Source organism: Peteryoungia ipomoeae, assembly GCF_004912165.1.
In the GTDB taxonomy this organism is placed as follows: Bacteria; Pseudomonadota; Alphaproteobacteria; order Rhizobiales; family Rhizobiaceae; genus Allorhizobium; species Allorhizobium ipomoeae.
Genome location: NZ_STGV01000003.1, coordinates 483,157 through 501,431, shown reverse-complemented (window position 1 = coordinate 501,431; position 18,275 = coordinate 483,157). Strand labels below are relative to the sequence as shown.

At 61.3% G+C, this 18,275-nt stretch carries 16 protein-coding genes; 13 read left to right on the top strand and 3 right to left on the bottom strand.

All coding sequences use genetic code 11. The features are described from left to right. Window positions 1-40: 40 nt before the first annotated feature. The 5 genes from nikR (at window position 41) to secD (ending at window position 6,511) form a co-directional block, all read left to right on the top strand. Window positions 41-454, top strand: coding sequence for a nickel-responsive transcriptional regulator NikR (gene nikR, locus FAA97_RS12235; protein WP_136598801.1), 414 nt, complete (start codon window positions 41-43; stop codon window positions 452-454). 137 nt (window positions 455-591) lie between these two features. Beyond that, window positions 592-1,095: a YciE/YciF ferroxidase family protein gene (locus tag FAA97_RS12230; RefSeq protein WP_136598800.1), complete on the top strand. Its 504-nt coding sequence runs from the start codon at window positions 592-594 to the stop codon at window positions 1,093-1,095. 88 nt (window positions 1,096-1,183) lie between these two features. Then, window positions 1,184-3,328: a catalase gene (gene katE / locus FAA97_RS12225; RefSeq protein WP_136598799.1), complete on the top strand. Its 2,145-nt coding sequence runs from the start codon at window positions 1,184-1,186 to the stop codon at window positions 3,326-3,328. 177 nt (window positions 3,329-3,505) lie between these two features. Then, window positions 3,506-3,910, top strand: a complete 405-nt coding sequence (locus FAA97_RS12220; RefSeq protein WP_136598798.1) for a hypothetical protein — start codon at window positions 3,506-3,508, stop codon at window positions 3,908-3,910. 84 nt (window positions 3,911-3,994) lie between these two features. Beyond that, window positions 3,995-6,511 carry a protein translocase subunit SecD gene (secD, locus tag FAA97_RS12215; protein ID WP_136598797.1) on the top strand — a complete coding sequence of 839 codons (2,517 nt, stop codon included), beginning with the start codon at window positions 3,995-3,997 and terminating at the stop codon, window positions 6,509-6,511. A gap of 40 nt (window positions 6,512-6,551) precedes the next feature. Here secD and FAA97_RS12210 read toward each other — a convergent pair whose 3' ends face one another. Further along, entirely contained in the window at window positions 6,552-6,809 is a 258-nt protein-coding gene (locus FAA97_RS12210; protein WP_136598796.1) for a helix-turn-helix domain-containing protein, read from the bottom strand. A 112-nt stretch (window positions 6,810-6,921) separates the two neighbouring features. Between FAA97_RS12210 and FAA97_RS12205 the strand changes: the two genes are divergently transcribed. The 6 genes from FAA97_RS12205 to mnhG are packed head-to-tail and all read left to right on the top strand — an operon-like array spanning window position 6,922 to window position 12,910. Next, window positions 6,922-9,843 (top strand): monovalent cation/H+ antiporter subunit A, encoded by a 2,922-nt coding sequence (locus FAA97_RS12205; RefSeq protein WP_342774469.1) that lies wholly within the window; start codon window positions 6,922-6,924, stop codon window positions 9,841-9,843. Continuing rightward, on the top strand, window positions 9,843-10,175 hold the full coding sequence (locus tag FAA97_RS12200) for a Na+/H+ antiporter subunit C (protein ID WP_136598794.1): 333 nt from the start codon (window positions 9,843-9,845) through the stop codon (window positions 10,173-10,175). The genes FAA97_RS12205 and FAA97_RS12200 overlap by 1 nt, the downstream gene beginning before the upstream one ends. A 2-nt stretch (window positions 10,176-10,177) precedes the next feature. Next, window positions 10,178-11,812 (top strand): monovalent cation/H+ antiporter subunit D, encoded by a 1,635-nt coding sequence (locus FAA97_RS12195; RefSeq protein WP_136598793.1) that lies wholly within the window; start codon window positions 10,178-10,180, stop codon window positions 11,810-11,812. Continuing rightward, on the top strand, window positions 11,809-12,285 hold the full coding sequence (locus FAA97_RS12190; RefSeq protein ID WP_136598792.1) for a Na+/H+ antiporter subunit E: 477 nt from the start codon (window positions 11,809-11,811) through the stop codon (window positions 12,283-12,285). The genes FAA97_RS12195 and FAA97_RS12190 overlap by 4 nt, the downstream gene beginning before the upstream one ends. Continuing rightward, window positions 12,282-12,563, top strand: coding sequence for a K+/H+ antiporter subunit F (locus tag FAA97_RS12185; RefSeq protein WP_136598791.1), 282 nt, complete (start codon window positions 12,282-12,284; stop codon window positions 12,561-12,563). The genes FAA97_RS12190 and FAA97_RS12185 overlap by 4 nt, the downstream gene beginning before the upstream one ends. Next, entirely contained in the window at window positions 12,560-12,910 is a 351-nt protein-coding gene (gene mnhG, locus FAA97_RS12180) for a monovalent cation/H(+) antiporter subunit G (RefSeq protein ID WP_136598790.1), read from the top strand. The genes FAA97_RS12185 and mnhG overlap by 4 nt, the downstream gene beginning before the upstream one ends. 82 nt (window positions 12,911-12,992) lie before the next feature. On the opposite strand, the gene FAA97_RS12175 is transcribed toward mnhG, so the two are convergent. Beyond that, window positions 12,993-15,116, bottom strand: coding sequence for a sensor histidine kinase (locus FAA97_RS12175; protein ID WP_136598789.1), 2,124 nt, complete (start codon window positions 15,114-15,116; stop codon window positions 12,993-12,995). Further along, complete coding sequence (locus FAA97_RS12170; protein ID WP_136598788.1) at window positions 15,113-15,853, bottom strand: response regulator transcription factor; 741 nt, start codon at window positions 15,851-15,853, stop codon at window positions 15,113-15,115. The genes FAA97_RS12175 and FAA97_RS12170 overlap by 4 nt, the downstream gene beginning before the upstream one ends. Before the next feature lie 268 nt (window positions 15,854-16,121). Here FAA97_RS12170 and FAA97_RS12165 point away from each other — a divergent pair, with 268 nt between their 5' ends. Together FAA97_RS12165 and FAA97_RS12160 are read left to right on the top strand one after the other, a co-directional pair. Then, on the top strand, window positions 16,122-17,090 hold the full coding sequence (locus FAA97_RS12165; protein ID WP_168800990.1) for an ABC transporter substrate-binding protein: 969 nt from the start codon (window positions 16,122-16,124) through the stop codon (window positions 17,088-17,090). Window positions 17,091-17,197: 107 nt separating this feature from the next. Next, complete coding sequence (locus FAA97_RS12160) at window positions 17,198-18,223, top strand: ABC transporter substrate-binding protein (RefSeq protein ID WP_136598787.1); 1,026 nt, start codon at window positions 17,198-17,200, stop codon at window positions 18,221-18,223. Window positions 18,224-18,275 lie beyond the last annotated feature (52 nt).

Genomic DNA, 18,275 nt, shown 5'->3' with positions numbered 1-18,275 from the left:
GTATGATGTCTACGCAAAAACATCATACAGGGAGTGCAAGATGCAGCGTGTGACGATCACCCTTGACGATGACCTGATGCAGGAGCTCGATACGCTCATTGCGGCGCGTGGAGATCAGAACCGGTCGGAGGCAATCCGCGATCTCGTGAGAACGGGATTGAAGGAAGCCACCCGGAATTCAAAGGGCGATGAGCCCTGCGTCGGTGTGCTGAGCTACGTCTACGATCATGCCGCGCGCGATCTCGCGCGCCGGCTGACCAACACCTTCCACCATCACCACGACCTGACGATCGCAAGCCTACATGTGCATCTCGACGCGGAAAACTGCCTTGAGGTCGGCATCCTCAAGGGGTCGATGAATGAGGTGCAGCACTTTGCCGATCACATCACGGCAGAACGCGCCGTCAAACATGGAAGCGTGCAGCTCATTCCCGTGCAGGACGGCCAGGGGTAGTCAAGACGACCATGTCCGCGAAGTTGGATCGAGGGATGGGGGTCTGAGGGGCAATTCAACATTGCAGTCCCTCCGGAACCATTGAGGCACTGAAAGGTTGTGGGAATGGAAATTCACACGATCTGGAGGAGAGCCCGATGGCAACCGAAAAGACATTGTCAGACCTGTTCCTTGATACACTCAAGGACATCTATTTTGCAGAAAAGCAGATTCTGAAGGCCCTGCCGAAGATGGCCCGCGCGGTGCAGTCGGAAGAAGGGAAAGCCGGCTTCCTCCAGCATCGCGAGGAAACCCAGGGCCAGATCGAGCGCCTCGAACAGGTGTTTGACATCCTTGGCAAGTCCGCTCGCGGCAAGACCTGTGAAGCGATCCAGGGCATCATCGCCGAAGGCGAAGAGATCATGGAAGAGTACAAGGGCACGGCGGCACTCGACGCCGGTCTGATTTCGTCGGCCCAAGCCGTCGAGCATTATGAAATCGCCCGTTACGGCACGCTGAAGGCCTGGGCCAAGCAGCTTGGCCTCAAGGAGGCGATCCCGCTGCTGGACGCCAATCTCCAGGAAGAGATTGCTACCGATCAGAAACTGACCGCTCTCGGCGAGGCATCCGCCAACAGCAAGAGCATGAAGAAGGCAAGCTGATCTGCCTGTGATCACCGCAAGACCGCCCTTCGTGGCGGTCTTTTGCTTTTCCAGTCTCCATTCAGACCACATCCCTCAGGAGTTTCCGATGGCCAAGACATCAACCCGCGGCCCCGCGCGGCCGAAAACGACTACCGTGAAGATCCACGACCAGACGATGCAGCGCGGCGAAGGTGGCGAGCTGCATCAGATCGCTGACGACGACGCACCGCTCTTGACGACGGCACAAGGTGGCCCGGTGTCCGACGATCAGAATTCTCTGCGCGTCGGGCCGCGCGGTCCGCTCGTTGTGGATGACTTCCATTTCCGCGAGAAGATGTTTCACTTCGACCACGAGCGCATCCCCGAACGCGTGGTCCATGCCCGCGGCTATGGCGCACATGGTTATTTCGAAACCTATGAATCCCTGGCCGACTATACCAAGGCCGATCTCTTCCAGCGGGCAGGTGAAAAGACGGAAGCCTTCGTGCGCTTTTCGACGGTTGCCGGCAACAAGGGCTCGGCCGACCTTGCGCGTGACGTTCGCGGTTTCGCCGTCAAACTCTATACAAAGGAAGGCAACTGGGATCTCGTCGGCAACAATATCCCTGTTTTCTTCATCCAGGATGCCATCAAGTTTCCCGATCTGATCCATGCCGCAAAGCAGGAGCCGGATCGGGCCTTCCCGCAGGCGCAGACCGCTCATGACACCTTCTGGGATTTCATCAGCCTGACGCCTGAAAGCATGAACATGGTCATGTGGATCATGTCGGACCGCACCATCCCGCGCTCCTTCCGCTTCATGGAAGGTTTTGGCGTTCACACATTCCGTTTCGTCAATGCAAAGGATGAGTCCACCTTCGTCAAATTCCACTGGAAGCCGAAGCTGGGTCTGCAATCTGTGGCCTGGAATGAGGCCGTCAAGATCAACGGCGCCGACCCGGATTTCCATCGCCGCGATCTCTGGCAATCCATCCAGTCCGGCAATTTCCCGGAATGGGAGCTGCAGGTTCAGCTGTTCGATCAGGAATTCGCCGACAGCTTCGATTTCGATGTGCTTGACCCGACAAAGATCATTCCAGAGGAAATCCTGGCACCGGTTGCGATCGGCCGGCTGGTACTTGACCGAATGCCCGACAATTTCTTCGCCGAGACCGAGCAGGTGGCCTTCATGACGCAGAATGTGCCGCCGGGTATCGACTTCAGCAATGACCCGCTGCTGCAAGGCCGCAACTTCTCCTATCTCGATACGCAGCTGAAGCGTCTGGGTGGCCCGAACTTCACCCACTTGCCGATCAACGCGCCAAGATGTCCCTTTGCGACCTTCCAGCAGGACGGCCACATGGCGATGCGCAATCCCGTCGGCCGGGCCAACTACCAGCCGAACTCCTTTGGTGAAGGACCTCGGGAATCGCCAACGCGGGGCTTCCGCCACTACCCGGCAGAGGAGGAGGGCACCAAGGCGCGTCTGCGGCCGGAAAGTTTTGCCGATCATTACAGCCAGGCGCGGCAGTTCTATCTCAGCCAGACGCCGCCCGAGCAGCGGCATATAGCGGCTGCCCTGACCTTCGAGCTCAGCAAGGTCGAAACGCCTGTTATTCGCGAGCGGATGGTCGCCCATCTCCTCAACATTGATGAGACACTGGCCAAGACCGTCGCGGAGAAGCTCGGCTTCCAGTCCATGCCGAAGCCCGCCGATGCGGCCATGCCAACGCGGCAGGATCTGGAGCCCGCCCCCTCGCTCAGCATCGTTGAGCAGGGCCCGCAACGGTTTGAAGGGCGCAAGCTTGGCATCCTGGTCACCGATGGTGTCGACGCAAAGCACCTCAAGGCCCTGATTGCGGCGATTAAGAAAGACAAGGCGGTTTTCGAGCTGATCGCGCCGAAGGTCGGGGGCGTCAAGGCATCGGATGGAAGCTGGATTGAGGTCCATCACATGATCGATGGCGGGCCATCCGTTCTCTTCGATGCGGTCGCGCTGCTGACCTCTGCGGACGCGATGGACGATCTGGTCAAGGAGGCCACCGCGCGCGATTTTGTTGCCGATGCCTTCCAGCACTGCAAGTTCATCGGTTACGACCAGTCCGCCATGCCGCTCCTGGAAAAGGCTGGGATTGCAGAAGCGCTTGATGAGGGCGTGATTGCCTTGTCCGGGAAGGATGGCATGGATGCGTTCCTATCTTCATTGGGCAAGCTCAGGGTCTGGGGACGAGAGCCCTCGATCAAACAGGGCAAGACATCAGCGGCAAAATAAGCTCTTCGCCCCCGGTTGACCGGGGCTCCATTGGCTAAGCGGCAGCGATCGCCAGCGCTGCCGCTTACACTTCGGCTCCATGAAATGGCTTTGAAACACTGCAATTCGCGGCTTTGCGCGATTGCCGGGTAGAAAAAAGCTTGCCGATGTGCCACATCCTCCCCCGGAAGGATGCTCATGGACGAAAGAGATTTGAGGCAAGATATACCGCGACAGCGCCGGCACGTCCTGGCCGCCATCGCAAGCCTCTTTGCGTCCTTGCTTCTGATTTTGGGCGCGGATGCGTCTGGCCGTTACAATCCGGGTTTGTCGAACCTCGGCGCCATGTCGCGTTCGGACAGCGGGCAACTGGCGGTCAGGGCAGTCGGTGACACGCGTTTCCTCACAGCCTCCGAGCAATCCTCGCGCCCCAAGCTCAGCCATTCGGGGTCCGGGGATGGTTGCATCTCCTCCGAAATCGAGACCTTGCGGATATGTCGCCACGGCGATCTCCTGCAGAGCTTTGGCAAGGACCGCAGCTCCGAGCCTCTGCCGCTCCCTTATTGGTCGCGCGCACCCCCGATGATCCAGCACATCGCCTGACAGTTTCGCCGCCATCGCTCCGATGGCTCGACCCGTCTGCGCCGCCGCTCGCCGGAGCTGCGGTCGCAACTTGCTGGATCAATAATGAAAAACTCACTCTCGAAGGTGATGGGCTATATGCTCGTCATCGTTCTCGGTCTGCTCATCGCGTTGCCGAATGTGCTGCCCGACACAACACTGTCACGTCTGCCATCCTGGGTGCCGCATCAACGCGTGGCGCTTGGTCTCGATCTGCGTGGTGGCTCTCATCTTGTCCTTGAGGTGGATCGCGCAGCACTGGTGGACGAATGGCTTCAAAGCCTCACCCAGGAGGCGCGCTCGACGCTTGTCGAGGGGCGGATCCAGAGCCGCAGCATCCGTCGCGACGGGGACGCCGTTGTCATCACGCTCGCCGATCCGACACAGGTGCCTGCCGCCACGCAAGCGCTGGCCGTTCTCAACAATCCGACCGTCACTCTGGCCGGAGCAGGTACGCCGGAACTGACCATCACGACAACCGGCGCAAATACATTGCGTATGGCTCCGACCGATCAGGGCATTACTGCGCGGATGAGCCATGCCGTCGAACAGAGCCTCGAAGTCATTCGCCAGCGCGTCGACCAGGTCGGTGTCGCCGAGCCGACCATCCAGCGTGTCGGTGCCGATCGTGTTCTGGTCCAGTTGCCGGGCGAGCAGGATCCATCGCGGCTGCGCGCATTGCTCGGCACGACCGCGAAGATGAGCTTTCATCTCCTTGGCGAGACCGGCGCCGCGGGCGTCAAGACAATGGAAGACGACGATGGCCGACCCTACCCGGTACAGACGACGGTGCTGCTTGCCGGTGACCGGCTGATCGATGCGCGTGTGCAGTTCGATCAGCAAGGTGGCGAGCCGGTGGTTTCCTTCCGCTTCGACGGCGTGGGTTCGGACCGCTTTGCCCGTATCACGCGTGAAAATGTCGGCAGTCCGTTTGCCATCGTGCTTGACGACAAGGTGCTGAGCGCGCCCGTCATCCGCGAGCCGATCACCGGCGGGGCAGGACAGATATCCGGCGGCTTCTCGGTCGAGGACGCCAACACGCTTGCCGCACTTCTGAGGGCGGGCGCCTTGCCGGCCAAGCTGACCGTCATCGAAGAGCGCACCGTCGGTGCCGATCTTGGTGGGGATGCGATCGAAATGGGTATCGTCTCGGGACTTGCCGGCTTCGGTCTTGTCGTGGCCTTCATCGTCGCGCTCTATGGCGCCTGGGGCCTGCTTGCCGTCCTGGCGCTGACATTGAACGTCATTCTGACGTTTGCCGGCCTGACGATTGTCGGCGCAACGCTCACCTTGCCCGGCATCGCCGGCATCGTGCTCGGCATCGGCCTTGCGGTCGACGCGAATGTCCTCATCAACGAGCGCATTCGCGAGGAGGTCGGCAAGGGGCGAGGGGCCTTTGCGGCTATCGACCACGGCTTTGCCAAGGCCTATTCGACGATCATCGACAGCAACGTCACGGCCCTCATTGCAACCGTGCTGCTCTTCTGGTTCGGCTCCGGCCCGGTGCGCGGCTTCGCCGTGACCATGGGCCTCGGCATCGCGATCTCCATGTTCACGGCGGTCTCGGTCGTGCGTGTCGCGATGGTCGCGATTGCCCGTCGCTACAAGCTGAAGACGATCGCAATCAAGCCTTTGCTGCCTTTCCGGTTGATCAAGGACGGCACCAAGATCGACTTCATGAAGGCAAGGCTCTTCGGCATCGGCGTTTCTGCCTTCCTGTCGATCTCGTCGATCATTCTGTTCATCACACCCGGCCTCAACTACGGCGTCGATTTCAAGGGCGGTATCCAGCTCGAACTGTCGACGGGCGGACCTGCCGATCTTGCTGGTCTCCGCTCCGGCATTGAGGGCCTCAATCTCGGCGAAGTTGCCTTGCAGGAGTTTGGGGACAGCAATCACGTCATGCTGCGGCTTGAGCGGCAGCCGGGTGGAGAGCAGGCCCAGACGGATGCGGTGACCAAGGTCCGCCAGACAATCCAGACGATCGATCCCTCGGCCAAGATCGAACGCACGGAAGTGGTTGGCCCCAAGGTCAGTGGTGAACTGGCGACAGCAGGTCTGACGTCGGTCATCCTCGCATCGCTCGCCATGCTCGCTTACATCTGGGTGCGGTTCGACTGGCCCTTTGCCGTCGGCGCGATTGCCACCCTGATCCTCGACGTGACGAAAACGATCGGCTTCTTTGCGTTGACCGGATTGGACTTCAACCTGACCGCGATTGCCGCCTTGCTCACCCTGGTCGGCTACTCGGTCAATGACAAGGTCGTGGTCTATGACCGGATGCGCGAAAACATGCGTCTCTACAAATCGATGCCGTTCCGCGATCTGATCAACCTCTCGATCAACGAGACGCTGGCCCGAAGCCTCTATACGTCGGCGACGGCGTTCCTCGCCATGCTGCCTATGGCGATCTGGGGCGGCAGCGCGGTCGAAAGCTTTGCCGTACCCATGGTGTTCGGCATTTTCATCGCCGCATCGTCGTCGGTCTTTATCGCAGCGCCGATCCTGCTCTTCCTCGGAGACTGGCGGAGCCGGCGAAAGGCGCGCCTAGGAGAGGTCGTAGCCGAGCAGCAGGCTGCCTGAAATTCTGAGGCGGGCCTGCCTGAAACAGGTCCGCCTCAGGTCAATCTACGCTCGACATGAAGCAAAGGCCGGGACAACCTTGCGCATTGGTGAATCGCAGTCCGGCCTTTTCAAAAGCAAGCTTCAATTGCGCTTCCGTCGAGCGATGCATGCCGTGCCGCTGGCCTTCGAAGTCGCGGATCGTACTGCGGGAAACCTGCGAGTGGGTCGCCAGGTCTTCCTGTGTCCAGGCGAGATATCCGCGCGCCGCTCGGCAGAGCGCCGGGGAAAAAACGGGGTCAGATTGGGGTTGATCCATGCTCAAACCTGCCTACATAGGGTGATATCACCCATTTAGGGTGAGAATCTGGTATTTCTAGGTTCGAGACATGGTTCTCGGTTAATGTGGTGAAGGGGGACCGGATTTTGGGATAACGCTGGACGCTTCGATGCTCTTGCTGCTGATGCTGGTGCTCCCCTTTGTGGGTAGCCTTGTCTCGGCCTTTATTCTCAACACGACATCGCGCGATTTGCCAGTTCTCGTGGCTGGCGCCTCGACGCTGCTGGCGCTCATTGTCACCGCGTCTGCCTATCCTTTCGTCACCCATGGTGGTGTGTTGCGGTTCACGGCAGAGTGGCTGCCGCAGTTCGGGCTCGATTTTGCCCTGCGGCTGGACGGCTTCGCATGGATCTTTTCCATGCTCGTCACGTCGATCGGCCTCCTCGTCATCCTCTATGCCCGCTACTACATGGGCAAGGACGACCCCATTCCGCGCTTCTTCTCGTTCCTGCTCGCCTTCATGGGGGCGATGCTCGGCATTATCGTGTCCGGCAATGTCATCCTGCTGTCGATCTTCTGGGAACTGACCAGCATCTTTTCCTTCCTGCTGATCAGCTACTGGCACACGAATGCTGCGGCCCGCGATGGCGCGCGCATGGCGCTGACGATTACCGGCATCGGCGGTTTCTGTCTGCTGATCGGTATGCTCCTGCTGGGCAAGATCGTTGGCAGCTATGACCTCGACAAGATCCTGGCTTCGGGCCAGATCGTGCGCGAGCATCCGCTCTATCTGCCGACGCTGATCTTCATCCTGCTCGGTGCGCTGACCAAAAGCGCCCAGTTCCCATTCCATTTCTGGCTGCCGAATGCGATGGCGGCGCCAACGCCCGTCTCGGCCTTCCTGCATTCCGCCACCATGGTGAAGGCCGGCGTCTTCCTGCTCGTGCGCTTCTGGCCGGTCCTTTCCGGCACCTACGAGTGGTTCATCCTGGTCGGCCTTGCCGGCGTCTCGACCCTGCTGCTCGGCGCCTTCCTCGCGATGTTCCAGCGCGACCTCAAGGGCCTGCTCGCCTATTCGACGATCAGCCATCTCGGGTTGATCGTCACGCTTCTCAGTCTCGGCAGTCCCCTGTCGACGGTGGCGGCGATCTTTCACATGCTCAATCACGCGACCTTCAAGGCCTCGCTTTTCATGGCGGCCGGCATCATCGATCATGAGACGGGCACGCGCGACATGCAGCGCCTGAGCGGCCTCTATCGCTTCATGCCGGCAACGGCGACGCTTGCCATGGTCGCAAGTGCCGCCATGGCTGGGGTGCCGCTGCTGAACGGTTTTCTCTCCAAGGAGATGTTCTTTGCAGAAGCGGTCGAGACGCATGCCAATTCCTATCTCGACGTGATCCTGCCTTATGTGGCGACGCTCGCGGGCCTTTTCAGCGTCGTCTATTCGCTGCGCTTCATTCACACGGTCTTCTTCGGGCCGCCGCCGGTTGGTCTGCCCAAGGAAACACTGCATGAGCCGCCGCGCTGGATGCGGGTGCCGATTGAAGTGCTGGTGGTCGTCTGCCTCGTGGTCGGCATTATTCCCGCGATGACGATCGGGCCATTTCTGCAGACAGCCGTCGAGAGCGTGCTCGGAGCCCGTACGCCGCAATACAGTCTCAGCATCTGGCATGGCATCAATCTCCCGCTCGTGATGAGCCTTGTCGCGCTGGTCGGCGGTTTCCTGCTCTACATGGCGATGCGCGACTATCTCTCGCGCTGCGAGGATGGGCCGCCCTATCTGCGGCGCCTGCGCGGGCAGCGCCTGTTCGAGCGCGTTCTGGTTGCCGTTTCCTGGCGCTGGGCGCGTATTGCCGAAAGCCGGCTCGGCACGCGCAAACTTCAGCCGCAGCTCAGATGGATTGTTGCCATGGGCTTCATCGCGGCAAGCCTGCCGCTCTATCTCTCCGGCTTCGAGCGAAGGCCGATTGTTTTCTCGGCGATCGATCCGTCCTTCGGACTTTTGTGGATCGTCGGCATGGCACTGGCCATCGGGGCCGCCGTTGCCGCCAAGTATCACCGTCTGGCCGCGCTCATCATGCTCGGCGGGGTAGGACTCATTGTCTGCATGACCTTTGTCTGGCTGTCAGCGCCGGATCTTGCGATCACCCAGCTCCTGGTCGAGATCGTGACAACGGTTCTGATCCTGCTCGGTCTGCGCTGGCTGCCGAAGCGTTCTCCCGATCTCGGCGATGTCATGACCCTGCGCAGCCGCTTCCGGCGCTTCCGCGATCTGGCGCTCGCAATCACCTGCGGTCTCGGCATGTCGGTTGTCGCCTTCACGGTCATGACAATGCCGGTGCCCGATGCCATCGCAAGCTACTTCCTGCAGAATGCCTATACGGAGGGTGGCGGTCGCAATGTCGTCAACGTGATCCTTGTCGACTTCCGAGCCTTCGATACCTTTGGCGAAATCGCCGTTCTCGGCATCGTCGGGCTCACGGTCTATGGCCTGCTGCGCCGCTTCCGTCCGGCCGAAGACAGCATGGAACTGCCAGAGCAGCAGCTGACACAGAACCGCTTCGATGCCGATCAGCCGGAGCGTTCACCGGGCGACATGATGCGCGATTATCTGCTCGTCCCATCGGTGATCATGACATGGCTCTTCCCGGTCATTATCACGCTTGCCGTCTATCTCTTCATCCGCGGGCACGATATGCCCGGCGGCGGCTTCTCGGCCGGTCTTACCCTGTCCATCGCCTTCCTCCTGCAATATCTGGCGGGCGGCACGCGCTGGGCCGAGGACCGGATCCGCATCCTGCCCCTGAGATGGATGGGAGCGGGAATATTGACGGCTGCGGTCACGGGCATCGCTGCCTGGCTTCTCGGCTATCCCTTCCTGACAACGCATTTCCGCTATCTGGAGATCCCCCTGATCGGAAAAGTGCCGGCTGCCTCCGCGCTTCTTTTCGATCTCGGTGTCTTCATGCTGGTGGTCGGCGCCACGGTCCTGATCCTGGTCGCCCTTGCGCACCAGTCCATCCGCATCAACCGCCTGAGGGCACTCGACGCCAAGGGGGAGAAGCGCTGATGGAAATCATCCTGTCGCTCGCCATCGGTCTGATGACCACCTGCGGGGTCTGGCTCATTCTGCGGCCTCGGACGTTTCAGGTCATCATTGGATTGTCGCTGCTCTCCTATGCCGTCAACCTGTTCATCTTTGGCGTGGGCGGCGTCAAAAGCAACATGCCGCCGATCCTGGAAGACGGGGTGGTGTCGACCACCCTTACCGATCCCGTTCCGCAAGCACTGGTGCTCACGGCCATCGTCATCGGCTTTGCCACCACCGCTCTCTTCCTCGTCGTGCTTCTCGCCGCTCGCGGCCTGACCGGCAACGACCATGTTGACGGGAGGAACGAGTAGTCGTGCTTGACTGGAGCCATCATCTCATCATCACCCCCATTCTCCTGCCGATGGCAACGGCAGCCCTTCTGTTGTTCATTGACGAGCGCAGCAGAACGATAAAGGCACTCGTGAGCCTTGTTGCTGTCGTCATACTGTTGGCAAACGCCGCCATGCTGTTTGCGATCGAAAGCGGCCCGAACGCCTTCGAGAATGTCTACCTGCTCGGCAATTGGTCGGCACCATTCGGCATCGTGCTCGTCGTCGACGGCCTTTCGGCCATGATGCTGTTGCTGACATCCATCCTGGCGCTGGCCGCGCTGGTGTTCTCGCTTGCCAAATGGCACGCCGTCGGCGCGCATTTCCACAGCCTGTTCCAGCTCCTGCTGGCCGGTGTCAACGGTGCGCTGTTGACGGGTGACCTGTTCAATCTCTTCGTCTTTTTCGAAGTCATGCTCGCCGCCTCCTATGGCTTGCTGCTGCACGGCACGGGAACGCTGCGCGTCAAGGCAGGGCTGCACTACATCGCCATCAATCTTGTGGCGGCGCTCTTCTTCCTCATCGGGGTGAGCCTCGTCTATGGCACCGCGGGAACGCTCAACATGGCCGACCTTGCCATGCGCATGCCCGAGATGGAGCCGGATCGGCTGATCCTGATGGAGGCGGGGGCCGCCGTGCTTGGCGTGGCGTTCCTAATCAAGGTCGGCATGTGGCCCCTCTGCTTCTGGCTGCCGACCGCCTATAGCGCTGCATCCGCGCCGGTGGCCGGCATGTTCGCGATCCTCAGCAAAGTCGGCATCTATGTCATCCTGCGCCTGACCATGCTCCTCTTCGGCGATGGTCCGTCAGCAGGCTTCGGTGCGGAAGTGCTTCTGATCGGCGGGGCGGCGACACTCGTCTTCGGCACCATCGGCGTCCTGGCGTCCCAGGCGCTTGGGCGACTTGCCGGATATTCTGTTCTCGTGTCATCCGGCACGCTTCTGATGGTGCTTGGCATCAATGACGGTGTCGTGTCCTCAGGCGCACTGCTCTATCTGGTCAGCTCCACCTTGACCATCAGTGCCTTCTTCATGCTGATCGAGCTTGTGGAACGGGGACAGGATGCTGGCGCCAACGTGCTTGCCGTCACCATGGAAGCCTATGGAGACGGGGAGGAAGCCGATATCGAGGACGGCAATGGCACGGCCATGCCGGGCACGATGGCGATCCTCGGCATCTGCTTTGCCGCTTGCGGCATTCTGCTATCCGGGCTTCCGCCGCTTTCCGGGTTCATTTCCAAATTCGCCATGCTGTCTGCCATGATGGGCACCGGCTCGATCGGCACAACCCCCGATGCAGCCGTGTGGGTTCTGATCGTGCTTGTCATCCTCTCCGGCCTTGCGGCCCTGATTTCGATGACGCGCGCCGGGATCCGGACATTCTGGGGCTCGATAGAGGGGGCGGTTCCGCGGGTCCTCGTCGTCGAACTGGTGCCGGTGATGATCCTGCTCTTGCTGACGCTGGTTCTGACGATCGAGGCAGGCCCTGCCATGACCTATATGGATACGACGATCAGAAGCCTTGCCGATCCATCCGCCTATATCGACGCGGTCCGCAATGCTGACGTTGTCGCCGATCAAGGTCCGGTCACCGTGGAAGAGGGGGCAGGCGAACCATGATCCCCTATCCGCTGCTCAGCCTCTCCTTGCTCGCCATGTGGCTGCTGCTCAACGATTTCACGCTTGGCCATCTGGTCCTTGGATCGGTCGTTGCGACTTTTGGCGGCTGGGCCATGGCTTCCCTGAGGCCCGACAAGCCGAAGCTGAAGAAATGGTATCTGCTGCCCAAGCTCCTTGTGTTGGTCTTCGTCGATATCATCCGCTCGAATATTGCGGTCGCCGCATTGATGATCAGTGGCAAGCGCCAGAAACACACTTCAGCCTTCATCACGATTCCGCTGGAGATCGAGCATCCGACAGCGCTCGCCATCATGGCCGTCATCCTGACAAGTACGCCGGGTTCGGCCTGGCTTGCCTATGACGCCCGCCGCAAGACCGTTCTGATCCACGTCCTCGATCTGGTCGACGAGGAACAATGGGTAGAAAACATCAAGCATCGCTACGAACGCCTGTTGCTGGAGATCATCGAATGAGTGCCATCATTCTTTTCACCGCCGTCTCGATTGCCAAGGTGCTGCTAGGGCTCGCCCTGATGATCGCGGTCGTGCGCATCTTTATCGGTCCGCGCGCGCAGGACCGTATCCTTGCCCTTGATGCGGCTTATGTGATCGCAATGCTGATGCTTGTCACTTTCGGAATTGGCAGTGGCAGAACCGTCTATTTCGAGGCGGCCTTGGTGATCGGCCTCCTGGGTTTCGTGGCAACCGTGGCGCTGGCCAAATTCCTGATGCGCGGGGAGGTGATCGAATGACCATGCCTGTCGCCGATCTTCCGCTCTGGGTGGTCATCGCCGTTTCCACGTTTCTGCTGCTCGGCTCCGGGCTGACGCTGCTCGGTGCCATCGGACTTCTGCGCCTGCCGACGTTCTACGAACGCATTCACGCACCGACGCTCGGCACAAGCTGGGGTGTGGGGGCCATCATGCTGGCCTCGATCCTCTACTTCTCGATTGTCGGCTCCCGAGCGATCTTGCACGAAGTTCTCATCGGCATATTCGTCACCCTGACGACCCCGATTACCCTCATTCTCCTCGCCCGCGCCGCCCTCCATCGCGATCGCACCGAGGGCAACCCCTCTGTCCCGGTGGATGGCTCTTGAGACCTGCCCGGTAGCGGTTGATCCTCAGCGGGCGATGGCGACAGGAACTGCCATTCGACGGATCGCTCGGCTCCGCTCGTGTTCAGTTTGCGCTGGCGTTCCATCCCACCTCGACGAATGGGAAGGAAAGCTCCACGCGAGTGCCGTCGCCCAGGCGCGATGCAATCTTCACCTCACCGCCTGACTGGCGGACGAAGCCGTAGACCATGGCGAGCCCAAGCCCGGAGCCGCCGGTTTTCGAGCGGGTGGTGAAATAGGGCTCCATCGCCTGGTCGAGGACTTCGGGCGACATCCCGACCCCTTCGTCGATGACGGCGATCACCAGATCCTGACTAGCCCTTCGCGCCTCGACACGGATCGTCCCGCCCTCCGGCATGGCGGCGGAAGCGTTGAGGCAGAGGTTGAGAACGGATTGCTCCAAGAGGGCGGGATCGAGATTGACGGTCGGCAGATCTGTGGCCAATCCCAGCTCCAGCCGGTTGCGGGAGCCGATCGCCATTTCCAGGACGTCCGACATGCCATGCAGGATGGTCGCGACATCGATCGAGGCCGGACGGATCTGCTGCTGGCTGCCGACCGACAGCATGCTGGAGGCCAGCGCCCGGCCACGCTCGGCCGCCTTGCGGATGCGCCCGAGATGGCGCTTCTGCCGTTCGGTGAAGTCCGGTTCGCGCTCGAGAAGCCCGAGACTGCCCGTGATGATGCCGATCATGTTGCCGACCTCGTGGCTTACCTGATGGGTCATGCGCATCACCACATCCAGACGCTGGGCACGGGCCGCCTCCACCTCCTGTCGGTCCATGGCGGTGACGTCGCGGGCCAGCAGCACCACGCCGCCATCGGGTTGCCGCGAGGCGGAGATCTCGACCACCTGATCGTCGACGAAGCGATGCCGGAGAACACGGCGCTCGACGAGCGAGCCGCCGTCGCCCTCCGTCGGCATCAGCAGCGGATCGATCTCCGGCACGGTCCCGACAAAGCGCCTGAGCGGCATCTTGCGGGAGGAGCCCGTCTGCCGCATCAGTTCGATGATGCGGCGGTTCATCGTGATCGGCCGGCCCTTGGAATCGAAGAGGGCAATCCCCTCGTTCATGGTCCGGAAGGTCGAGCGGATCGTGCGCGCAGCCGCTTCCGCCGTCCGGCGAAGACGGGATACGCGATCGACGCTTTCCTTGAAGGCGCGGAAGGCATCCAGCAACCGGATCAGCTCAGTCTCCGTCCCGGCATAGACGGGCGGGCCGACATTTTCCTCGCCGCGGGCCAGCGCATTCATGCCCCGCGAGAGGTCGCCGATCCCGTGCGACACGCGCATGACCGAGCGGATCGAGAGGATGGCCAGGATGACGACGGCGAAGGAGGCAAGCACGATCATGCCGAGCAATTGGCGCAGCGCCTTCGACGTCGCCTCGAGGTTCTTGTTCAGGGCGCCGGCGACCAGTTCGCTCTGGGTCTCGGTCGCATGCGAAAGATCGCGCGAGATGGTATGCAGGCGCGAAACGGACGCGCGGATCGTGAACATTTCAAGCAGGTAGCGCGTCTGCGCCTCGAAGATCCGTCGATAGGGTTCCAGCTGCTCCGCTGACACCCTAAGGTCTGGCCCCGGTACGATCATCCTGGCGGAGGTTTCGGCAACGAAGCGTCGTTGCAACTCGCCAAGCTGGAAGAGGCTGTCCGACGTCGACGCCGATTGGGCGATGCCGTTCAGACGCTGCCGCAGATCCTGATCCTGGATGACCTGGGCTGTCGCGATCTCTCCAAGCGCCACCGCCGCCTCGGCCTTGTGGTCCTGCGCCGCATCGGCATTGGCGGCGAGCGCCAGTGTCTGGACCTCGATGCTTTCAAGAAGGTCGATGATCCGCCGCGCACCGTTGCCCTGTAGGGATGGCCCCGGCTGGTCGGGAGACATGGTGTTGAGCAGCGCTTCGACCTGCGCCACCACTGCACGGCTTTCGCTGGAGACCCGATAGGGCGAGGTCGCATTCATCAGAAACGGTGCACTCGAGACGAGGTCAGACACCTGGCGGGAGACAAGCGAGGCCTTGGCCAGGCTGGAGAAGGCCTGCACGCTGTAGGCCGACATCTCGTTACGCGCCCTCTGAAGGCCATAGATTGCCACAGCCGAAAGGATGAGGACCGAGACGCAGATGAAGGTGATCGCAAAGGGCAATCGAAAGGCGATGGAGGAGAGGAAGGCCCGGTTGATCAAGGTGAAGACCCGGCCTCGTCCGTATGCAGTACATAGCCCTTGCCGCGGCGGGTCTGGATATGCCGTGGCAGGTCGGGGTTACGCTCGATCTTGCGCCTCAGGCGCAGAACCAGGACATCGACGTTGCGATCGACGAAGCGCTCGGTCTCGGCGCCCATCCGATCAAGGATCTGCGATCGGCTCACCGGGATGTTCGGCGTTTCGGCGAGGATCTCCAGCAGGGCGAATTCCGCCGTGGTAAGCGTCCGTGTCGGATCGGCAAGACAGCGGGCGCGCCGTTGGCCCAGATCGATCGACCACTCGCCAAGCCTGAGCTCCGTTGGGGACTGCTCCCGCTCAACCTCCCGTTCGTGCCGCAGTTGCGGATGCGTGCGGCGGAGCACCGCCTTGATCCGCGCGGTCAATTCATTGGGTTCGAACGGCTTGACCACATAGTCGTCGGCGGCGGTTTCGAGGCCAAGCACCCGGTCCGTGGCGCTTCCTGCGGCCGTCACCATGACGATGCCGACATCGGTCTGGGCGCGCAGTCGCTGGGCAAAGGCGCGGCCCGAAAGACCGGGCAGGTTGTGATCGACGAGGACAAGCTGAACGGTTTCACGCTGCAGCAAGGTCTGGGCCGCCTCGGCAGACGGAGCCGTCACGGGTGTCCACCCCTCGGCCTCGACAAGGTCGCAGATAAGCTCCGCCATATCCGGATCGTCCTCGACGATCAGAATTTTCACGCTCTGATTCAGCACGGTGTAGTCCTCCCAGGCCCAGCATAGTCCCACCGGGTGAAAACGCCAAAGGCTTGGTGATTATCGAACACTGTCACAATTGTAATATTTGAAATCTCTGAAACGGCTGGAGAGGTGCCTGTTGAAAAATCGGTAACCATTCTCCGATTGAAAGCATGAGAGGATCCGGCGATGCTGGTCTCATTGGAACGGGGAGGTTCCAAGGGAGGATGACTTGACGTTATTGACCGCCATCGGTGCCGGGGTTCTTGCGACCCTCGCCACGGCCATGACCTGCCAGGCTGCCGAACCGCTGAACGTTCTGTGCGGCGTCGACGAAGTCTGGTGTGCGGTGATGGAGCAGACCTACGAGGCGAAGACGGGTCTTGCCGTCAACATGCCCCGCTTGAGCACCGGCGAAATTCTGGATCGCGTTCGCGCCGAACGTAGGGCGCCGACCTTCGATGTCTGGTTGGGCGGCACCGGTGTCACGCATTTGCAGGCAGCTTATGAAGGATTGCTCGAGCCGTATCGCCCGAAGCAGGAAGCGGACCTTCTGCCCTGGGCACGCAATTTCTTCTCGCTCTCCAGCGGCAAGTCCGCCGGCCTTTATGCCGGTGCGCTCGGTTTTGCGTATAACGAGGATCTGCTGGCATCGGCAGGTCTGCCCGCGCCGAATTGCTGGAAGGATCTCGCCAAGCCGATCTATCGCGGCCATATCCTCTCCGGCAATCCGCATTCCTCAGGGACGGCGTTCACCACGCTCGTGACGCTGGTGCAATTGCTCGGCGAGGACGAGGCCTTTGCCTATATGCGTGCGCTTGGTCAAAACATCACCGAATACACAAAGGCCGGTGCCGAGCCGGTCAAGGCGGCTGGACGGGGAGAGATCACCATCGGCATCTCCTTCATGCATGACGCGGTGACGCAGAAGCAGGCCGGTGCGCCCCTCGTGATCGTCGCGCCTTGCGAGGGGACCGGCTACGAAATCGGTGCGGTCAGCATCGTCAAGGGCAGCCGCAATCTGGAGGATGCCCGCCGTTTCGTCGATTTCGCATTGAGCCCGGAAGGGCAGGCGACCGGCGCTGCGGCCGGCCAAAACCAGGTGCCGTCGAATGCGAAGGCCATGCTGCCGCCGGCCGCGCCCGACATCTCGATGATCAAGATGGTCGATTATGATTTCGCCACCTTCGGTTCCCCCGAACAGCGAAGTCGGCTCTTGAGCCGCTTCGACAGCGAGATCAATCCGACGAACTGATTTTTCACGACCGGACCTCGCCTGGCACAGCGCCCCAGGGACGCTGCCGCCGAAGGCTTGTCCAAATTCCACGACTTCCATCAGACGCAAGCAACAGGAGGATACCCATGCGACTGACAGTGCTTTCCACCCTTTTTCTCGCCACGACGAGCCTTGCTGCCGGCTCGGCGCTCGCCGCCGGCGACCTGAACCTCATCTGCGCGGCGGATGTCGTCATCTGCGAGCAGATGAAGGGGGATTTCGAGAAGGACCACGACATCAAGGTCAACATGGTGCGCATGTCCTCGGGCGAGGCCTATGCCAAGATCCGCGCCGAAGCCCGCAATCCGAAAACTGACCTCTGGTGGGCGGGCACCGGCGACCCGCATCTTCAGGCCGCATCCGAAGGCCTGACGGAGGAGTACAAGTCCCCGATGCTCGACCAGCTGCAGGATTGGGCGAAGAGCCAGGCCGAAAGCTCGGGCTTCAAGACGGTCGGCGTCTATGCCGGTGCGCTCGGCTGGGGCTACAACACCGACATCTTCAAGCAGAAGGGCTACAAGGAACCCAAGTGCTGGGCTGATCTGCTGGCGCCGGAACTGAAGGGTGAGCTCCAGATCGCCAACCCGAATTCCTCGGGCACCGCCTATACGGCGCTTGCCTCGCTGGTGCAGATCATGGGCGAAGACAAGGCTTTCGAGTATCTGAAGGCGCTTAACGCCAACATCTCGCAGTATACCAAGTCCGGCTCGGCACCGGTCAAGGCGGCAGCCCGCGGCGAGACCGGCCTCGGCATCGTCTTCATGCATGACGCCGTCGCGCAGATCGCCGAAGGCTTCCCCGTCAAGTCGATCGCGCCTTGCGAGGGAACCGGCTACGAGATCGGCTCCATGTCGATCGTCAAGGGCGCTCGCAACATGGAGAACGCCAAGATCTGGTACGACTGGTCGTTGAAGCCGGAAGTCCAGTCCCGCATGAAGGATGCCAAGTCCTTCCAGCTCCCGTCCAACAAGACCGCCGAAATCCCCAAGGAAGCGCCGCGGTTCGAGGACATCAAGCTGATCGACTACGACTTCAAGACCTATGGCGACCCGGAAAAGCGCAAGGCGCTGCTCGAGCGCTGGGATCGTGAAATCGGCGCCGTCGCGAACTGACGCTGCGTCCCTCCGGCCGGCAGTCCGATGACTGCCGGCCCCCTCCCATCTT